The organism is Mycobacterium sp. (assembly GCF_050701675.1).
In the GTDB taxonomy this organism is placed as follows: domain Bacteria; phylum Actinomycetota; class Actinomycetes; order Mycobacteriales; family Mycobacteriaceae; genus Mycobacterium.
In genome coordinates this window covers 1-5,959 of sequence record NZ_JBOGDD010000910.1, presented here as the reverse complement: position 1 = coordinate 5,959, position 5,959 = coordinate 1, and the positions used below count along the sequence as shown (strand labels likewise).

Here is a 5,959-nt window from a genome sequence, read left to right as displayed (position 1 = left end):
CTGTAACAGGATTGGAATTGCGCCATCGTCTTGCGCGTTGGGTTCGCAGCGCCTCGTTCGCGGATTCAGCGGGGCGCCGCGCCTGCATGCAGCTTTGATGTCGTGCGGCCGGGCTCGCTACCACCGTGCGGTTACGTTGGCAGCGATCTGGTTGGCGATCGTCAGCGCCGAATCTCCTGGGGTCGCGCTGCACGTATTGATGTCGATGATCACGTTGTTTCGCAGCGCCAGTGCACGTCCGCAGCCCCAACCGGGAGCAGCGGCATCTTGTTCGGTCGTGGTGGTGCTCAGTGCATCGTTCACCTCGGATATCTGCCCGACGGTCCAGTTCGTCCCGCTCTGCAGGTGGGTGTACTGGCCGCACGCCGGCCACTGATGGGCCGAGGCGTCGAAGAAGGCGCGGGCTTTCTCAGGAGTGGGAAAGAGCACCACTGCCTGTTTCAGATAATGCGCGAACGTGTCGCCGTCGTTGAGGCTTTCATCGCGCTCAGCCCACGACCCGCTATCGGCATAGACGACGGCCTCGGCCGCCCCGTCGATGGCCAGACACTCCGCAGGTGCCATCGTGGCGCTGTTGTCAGACATCGAGGTCTGGTCATGTGTCACCGCCATAGCCGTTGCACCCATGGCGGCGTTCACCTGTTCAGGGCTAAGTAGCAGTCCGGCCAACTCACGTTCGACAAGAGGACGCGGAATCATCGTCTGGGTGGTCGTGGGGTCGGCGTTGACCTTTGCGTTGTCGCAACCGGCGACGGCCAGAACGCAGGAGATTGCCACTGCAAGTGTGGCCATGGCCTGGCGCATTCGTACCTCCCGTTGCGTCCGAGCCCGGTCCAGGGTGATGGCGCACCCTTGCCCCACCGCGCGTCAACTGCGAACAATGGTGCGGTACTGCGGCGGTCACATGCGTTAGGCCGGGCGGCATTTCGTGGTAACGATGAATCACCCTTCTTGATAACAATTTTGGATTGAGGACCGCTCTGGCTCTGGGTGGCTACCGGACCGGACGACGGAGTGGGCAGGCAGGCGGGTGCTCACCACGCAGAACACCGCCTGCCCATTACCCGAGCGGACGCGCCTGTCACCGCTGGGCAGCCGCCCCCGCATGCCGACACTGCACCCGACGGCGCGGCATCCCCAGAACGAGATACTGAGGACCTTCCGGGATTCATCGTCCGCGAGCACATGGAAAGCCTGGAACCCCAGCCGTTGTCGGGCGGTGGGAAGCTGTTGCTCGGCTACGGGTTGAACGGCACCGGTGGGCTGCCGCCCGAACAGGCCAACGTCAACGGCGCCAACCAGTTGCACTTGTCCACCGACACCATCGGACCCGAACACCGCTACGTGATGGCGATCGGCTCCCTGGATCCCACCAGCGCCGCCGCCGCCCGCGAGAACATGACGCGGGCCGTCAAGACGATGTTCCCTGGCGGCAAGATCTAACACCGCTGAATACGAAACCCGGCTTCCACCTTGAGCGGATTCACCGGTGCCAAGGTCGGTTACGACCACGAAGGCACCCTGTTCGGCAAGGTCGATTTCGAGGAATGGTAACGGACATGAATTGGCTCTGATGCCTGACGGACTGTGGCTATGTTCGGTTGGCAGTCCCCAGGTTGTCAACAAACTGATCGCATGATCATTCTTGTAGAACGTGTTGCTGGCCATCCCGGGCTTGTCGAGCCGTCAAGATCTGCAAACATATCCTTTTGCCCTGCAGTTAAACCCTCTTCCACGGACGAGCGGGAGAGTAATGCCCATCCTTCGCCAGCGGTTGAAGGCTTGACTAGCCGGCTAGGTCCTGCCACAGTCACTGATCTATCGATCAGTTTTCGTGTCGAGTATCAAACGTGCAGGTGACCAAGAAGGTGGGCATGGACATGGCAGGACGCGTAGAGGGCAAGGTCGCGTTCATCACGGGCGCGGCCCGTGGGCAAGGCCGCAGCCACGCAGTGCGGCTGGCGCAAGAGGGTGCCGACATCATCGCAGTCGATGTCTGCGCGCCGATCAGTGGCAGCAGTGTGATCCCGCCGTCAACCCCGGACGACCTCGCCGAGACAGCCGACTTGATCAAGGGCCTCAACCGCCGGGTGGTTACTGCCGAGGTCGACGTCCGCGACTACGACGCGCTGAAGGCGGCCGTGGACGGTGGCGTCGAACAACTCGGCCGCCTGGACATCATCGTTGCCAACGCCGGCATCGGCAACGGCGGCCAGACGCTGGACAAGACCAGCGAGCAGGACTGGCAGGAGATGATCGACGTCAACCTGTCCGGAGTGTGGAAGACGGTCAAAGCTGGTGTGCCCCACCTACTGTCTGGTAATAATGGCGGATCGATCATCCTGACTAGTTCGGTCGGTGGGCTCAAGGCCTACCCACACACCGGGCACTACATTGCCGCCAAGCACGGGGTGGTGGGGCTGATGCGCACCTTCGCCGTGGAATTGGGCGAGCACTCCATCCGGGTCAACTCCGTGCACCCCACCAACGTCAACACCCCGATGTTCATGAACGAGGGCACGATGAAGTTGTTCCGTCCGGACCTGGAGAACCCGGGGCCCGATGACATGGCGGTGGTGGCCAAGATGATGCACGTGCTGCCGGTCGGCTGGGTCGAACCGATTGACATCAGCAATGCGGTGCTGTTCCTGGCCTCCGACGAGTCGCGTTACGTGACCGGCCTGCCCGTCACCGTCGACGCCGGCAGCATGCTGAAATAAACAGCGTACGAGGCGTCATCGTCGTCGCCCTGACGATGCGCTCGTACCGTATCGAACTAAGAAGCGCTCGAGGAATGCCGTCATCTCGGCGTGGCCGTCGGTCATGCCGATGGCTGCCTCATTGCACATGCTGCGTGCCATCTGGGCCACCAGCATCGAGATCACCACCGGTGGATATTCCTCGAGGTCGACACCGTGTCCGCGCAACGCGACGGCGACCGCGGCTGCTTCGATGTCGCGGACGCGTTCGGCGAAGACCTTCAGCTCAGCACCGATTGCCTTGCGGTGGTTGGCCAGAGCCATGAACTCGGTGTTGAGTCCGGTGCGCCGTGCGTCGGAGTTGATGAGCCAGAGGGCGCGTAGCGGGTTGTCGTCGGTGAGCGCCTGACGCATCTCGTCCAACGCGGCTTCGGCGCCCGCGCGCAGCAGCGCCAGGAACAGCTCGTCCATCGTGTCGAAGTAGTAGTAGACCAACGCCGGCTTCACCCCGGCGAGTGCTGCCACGCGTCGCGACGTCGCTGCCGCGTACCCCTCGTCGCGCATGATTTGAGCGGTCGCCTCCAACAGACGTATGCGCGCTCCGGCGTCCTTGTCCTTGACCTTCCGCGATGCAGGCATCTCGACCCCTCCGATCTTGGCTGTCCAGAAGCATATATGCCGTGATCGCCTTTTCCTTGACCGCCCGGAGCAGCCCGTGATATCCATGACTATCACATGATTTGATCGATCGATCAGTTTTAAGAAAGGGAGCGCCGATGCCTTCGTCCCAGCGACGCGTCCGCGTTGACCCGCATCTTTGCGAGGGGCACGCGTTATGCATTGACCTCGCGCCAGAGGTATTCGGCCTGACCGACGACGACGTCGCCACCTGCGAAGCGCAGCCATCAGATGCCTTGTGGGACACGGTGACCGCAGCCGTGGACGCCTGCCCCCGCGGGGCGATAACCGTCGACTCCACCTAGCACCCCGTCAGCCCAAGAAACGGATCGAGAGGACCGCGACACCATGACCGAACTCGCCACGGTGAACTACTTCACCGATCCGGCCACCGCCCAGGACCCCTACGACTACTACGAATATCTGCGCAGTCACGGCCCGGTGTATCAGGAGCCACACCATGGCGTCGTCGCCATCACCGGCTACGCGGAGGTCATGGCGGCGTTCAAGGACGTCGACTCCTTCTCTGCGGTCAACGCCATCGGCGGCCCGTTTCCGCCGCTGCCGTTCGAGCCCGACGGCGACGACATCACCGCACAGATCGAAGCGCACCGCCACGAGTTTCCGATCTTCGAACACATGGTGGTGATGGACCCTCCTGCCCACGAACGCGAGCGCTCCTTGCTCAGCAAGCTGCTGACCCCGCGCCGGCTCAAGGAGAACGAGGACTTCATGTGGCAACTGGTGGACACCCAGTTCGATGAGTTCATCGCCAACGGCAAGTGCGAATTCCTCTCCGAGTACGCCCGACCGTTCGCCACGCTGGCCATCACCGATCTGCTCGGCGTTCCGGAGGAGGACCGAGCCGAATTCCGCCGGGCCCTGGGGGCAGAGAAACCTGCGGGCAACCGCGTAGGTGCACTCGATGGCGAACCAGTGGGACTCAATCCCCTGGAATACCTCGACGACAAGTTCAGCCGCTACGTCGCCGAGAGACGCCGCGAGCCGCGCGGTGACGTGCTCAGCGGCATGGCGGCAGCGACCTATCCCGACGGTTCGATACCAGAAATGCTGGAAGTCGCAAGGCCCGCCACGTTCCTGTTCGCCGCAGGCCAAGAAACGGTCACCAAGCTCTTGAGCTCCGCGGTGCAAACCCTCGGTGATCACCCCGAGTTTCAACAGCTTCTGCGCGACGACCGCGATCTGATCCCGGCGTTCATCGAAGAAGCGCTACGCATGCAGAGCCCCACCAAGGTCGACTTCCGGCTCGCCCGCAAGACGACCAACCTGGCAGGCGTGCACATCCCGGCCGGCACGGTCCTCATGCTGTGCCTGGGCGCAGCCAACCGGGACCCACGCAAGTTCGACAAGCCCGACGAATTCCAGCTGGACCGCAAGAACGTCCGCGAGCACATCGCCTTCGGTCGCGGCATCCACACCTGCGCAGGAGCCCCCCTGGCCCGTGTCGAGGGACGTGTCACCGTGCACCGGCTGTTGGACAGGATGCGCGACATCACCATCAGCGAGTCCAGTCACGGTCCGATCAATCAGCGCCAATACGCCTACGAATCAACGTTTCTGCTTCGTGGGCTCACCGAGCTGAACATCGAGTTCACCGCGGTGTCCTGACACATGGCGACCAGCGAAGAGACGACGAGGGATCCACGATGACGCTGCAGACTGTCCTCGACGAGCTTGCCAAGCGGCCCGGCACCGGCGACGTGATCACCATCATCAACCCCGCCACCGAAGAGCAGATCGCCGAATTCACGGACTGCGGCGCAGAAGCCGTCAACCAGGCTGTGGCACGGGCGAAGGCCGCCTTCGAGGCGGGCGTGTGGTCGGAACTGCCCGGACGCGCGCGGGCCAAGATCATGTGGCGCATCGCCGATCTCATCGACCAACACGCCGACGAGCTAGCTCAACTCGACTCGCTGAACACCGGCATGCCGCTGATGCAAGCACGCCTGGGCCTGCCCAACTGTGTCGAATTCTTCCGCTACCACGCGGGCTGGTGCTCCAAGATCAGCGGTAACGCCTATGACGTGAAGACCGCGGGAATCGCGTCGGACAGCTGGGTCGACATGCACGCCTACACCCTCAAGGAGCCCTACGGCGTCGTCGGGCTGATCTTTCCGTGGAACGGGCCGATCTTCAACGCCTGCGCGAAACTCGCGCCTGCGCTAGCGGCAGGGTGCAGCATGATCGTCAAACCAGCTGAGGAGACACCACTCTCAGCCCTGCTGCTGGTCCGGCTCATCGCCGACGCCGGGGTGCCCGACGGCGTGGTCAACCTGCTGATCGGCTACGGGCACACTGCCGGCGCGGCGATCACCGCACACCCCGACGTCGAGAAGGTGGCCTTCACTGGTTCGACGGAGATCGGCAAGGAGATCGTGCGGGCTTCGGCGGGAAACCTCAAGAAGGTCGCGCTGGAGCTCGGCGGCAAGTCACCGGTGTTGATCTATGACGACGCCGATCTGAAGAAGGCGATCTTCATGGCGTCGATGGGTATCTTCATTCACTCCGGGCAGGGCTGTGTGTGCGGTTCGCGGATCTTCGTCCAGCGGGGCGTCTACGAC

At 63.1% G+C, this 5,959-nt stretch carries 6 protein-coding genes and 1 pseudogene; 5 read left to right on the top strand and 2 right to left on the bottom strand.

The genetic code is table 11. From position 1 onward, the window contains the following. Positions 1–117: 117 nt before the first annotated feature. Positions 118–804: a sensor domain-containing protein gene (locus tag ACRDUX_RS27565; RefSeq protein ID WP_526418466.1), complete on the bottom strand. Its 687-nt coding sequence runs from the start codon at positions 802–804 to the stop codon at positions 118–120. A 441-nt stretch (positions 805–1,245) separates the two neighbouring features. On the opposite strand from ACRDUX_RS27565, the pseudogene ACRDUX_RS27560 reads away from it, so the two are divergent. Then, positions 1,246–1,443, top strand: a pseudogene (locus ACRDUX_RS27560) (hypothetical protein); the annotation flags it as partial. Positions 1,444–1,880: 437 nt separating this feature from the next. After that, positions 1,881–2,720, top strand: coding sequence for a mycofactocin-coupled SDR family oxidoreductase (locus ACRDUX_RS27555; protein WP_526418468.1), 840 nt, complete (start codon positions 1,881–1,883; stop codon positions 2,718–2,720). 15 nt (positions 2,721–2,735) lie between these two features. Here ACRDUX_RS27555 and ACRDUX_RS27550 read toward each other — a convergent pair whose 3' ends face one another. After that, positions 2,736–3,338: a TetR/AcrR family transcriptional regulator gene (locus ACRDUX_RS27550; RefSeq protein ID WP_526418464.1), complete on the bottom strand. Its 603-nt coding sequence runs from the start codon at positions 3,336–3,338 to the stop codon at positions 2,736–2,738. Between the two features lie 137 nt (positions 3,339–3,475). On the opposite strand from ACRDUX_RS27550, the gene ACRDUX_RS27545 reads away from it, so the two are divergent. The 3 genes from ACRDUX_RS27545 to ACRDUX_RS27535 form a co-directional block, all read left to right on the top strand. Next, entirely contained in the window at positions 3,476–3,682 is a 207-nt protein-coding gene (locus tag ACRDUX_RS27545) for a ferredoxin (RefSeq protein ID WP_526418462.1), read from the top strand. A 43-nt stretch (positions 3,683–3,725) separates the two neighbouring features. Continuing rightward, positions 3,726–5,006 (top strand): cytochrome P450, encoded by a 1,281-nt coding sequence (locus ACRDUX_RS27540; protein WP_526418460.1) that lies wholly within the window; start codon positions 3,726–3,728, stop codon positions 5,004–5,006. Between the two features lie 38 nt (positions 5,007–5,044). Next, positions 5,045–5,959 (top strand): aldehyde dehydrogenase family protein (locus ACRDUX_RS27535; protein ID WP_526418458.1); only part of this gene is annotated, 915 nt, incomplete at its 3' end.

What these genes read in the sequence shown, in the direction of transcription:
- ACRDUX_RS27550 (WP_526418464.1), bottom strand. Translation starts at nt 3,338, where the DNA reads ATGCCTGCATCGCGGAAGGTCAAGGACAAGGACGCCGGAGCGCGCATA.
- ACRDUX_RS27555 (WP_526418468.1), top strand. Translation starts at nt 1,881, where the DNA reads ATGGCAGGACGCGTAGAGGGCAAGGTCGCGTTCATCACGGGCGCGGCC.
- ACRDUX_RS27565 (WP_526418466.1), bottom strand. Translation starts at nt 804, where the DNA reads ATGCGCCAGGCCATGGCCACACTTGCAGTGGCAATCTCCTGCGTTCTG.
- ACRDUX_RS27540 (WP_526418460.1), top strand. Translation starts at nt 3,726, where the DNA reads ATGACCGAACTCGCCACGGTGAACTACTTCACCGATCCGGCCACCGCC.
- ACRDUX_RS27545 (WP_526418462.1), top strand. Translation starts at nt 3,476, where the DNA reads ATGCCTTCGTCCCAGCGACGCGTCCGCGTTGACCCGCATCTTTGCGAG.